At 29.4% G+C, this 262-nt stretch carries 1 protein-coding gene; it reads left to right on the forward strand.

Annotation, left to right across the window (positions count from 1 at the left end; genetic code table 11):
* Positions 1–262, forward strand: a 262-nt coding sequence (locus tag ACX6CF_RS26805; RefSeq protein WP_458788430.1) for a sugar nucleotide-binding protein, incomplete at both ends; no start/stop codon positions are given.

Consider the following 262-nt stretch of genomic DNA (forward strand, 5'->3'; position numbering starts at 1 on the left):
GAATGTAGTTAATGACCAAATAGGAACCCCAACATATACTGTTGATTTATTAAAAGTAATTGCCATGCTTATTAAAACTGATAATTACGGAATCTATCATGTATCCAATGAAGGTGAATGTAGTTGGTACGATTTTACTAAGAAAATACTTCAATTAACTAATAATAAAACTAAAGTTTTACCAATAGATTCAGAGCAATTAGATAAACCAGCTAAGAGACCTAGCTATTCAGTACTTAAGAATCATATGCTAGAGCATATA

Source organism: Vallitalea sediminicola, assembly GCF_054408565.1.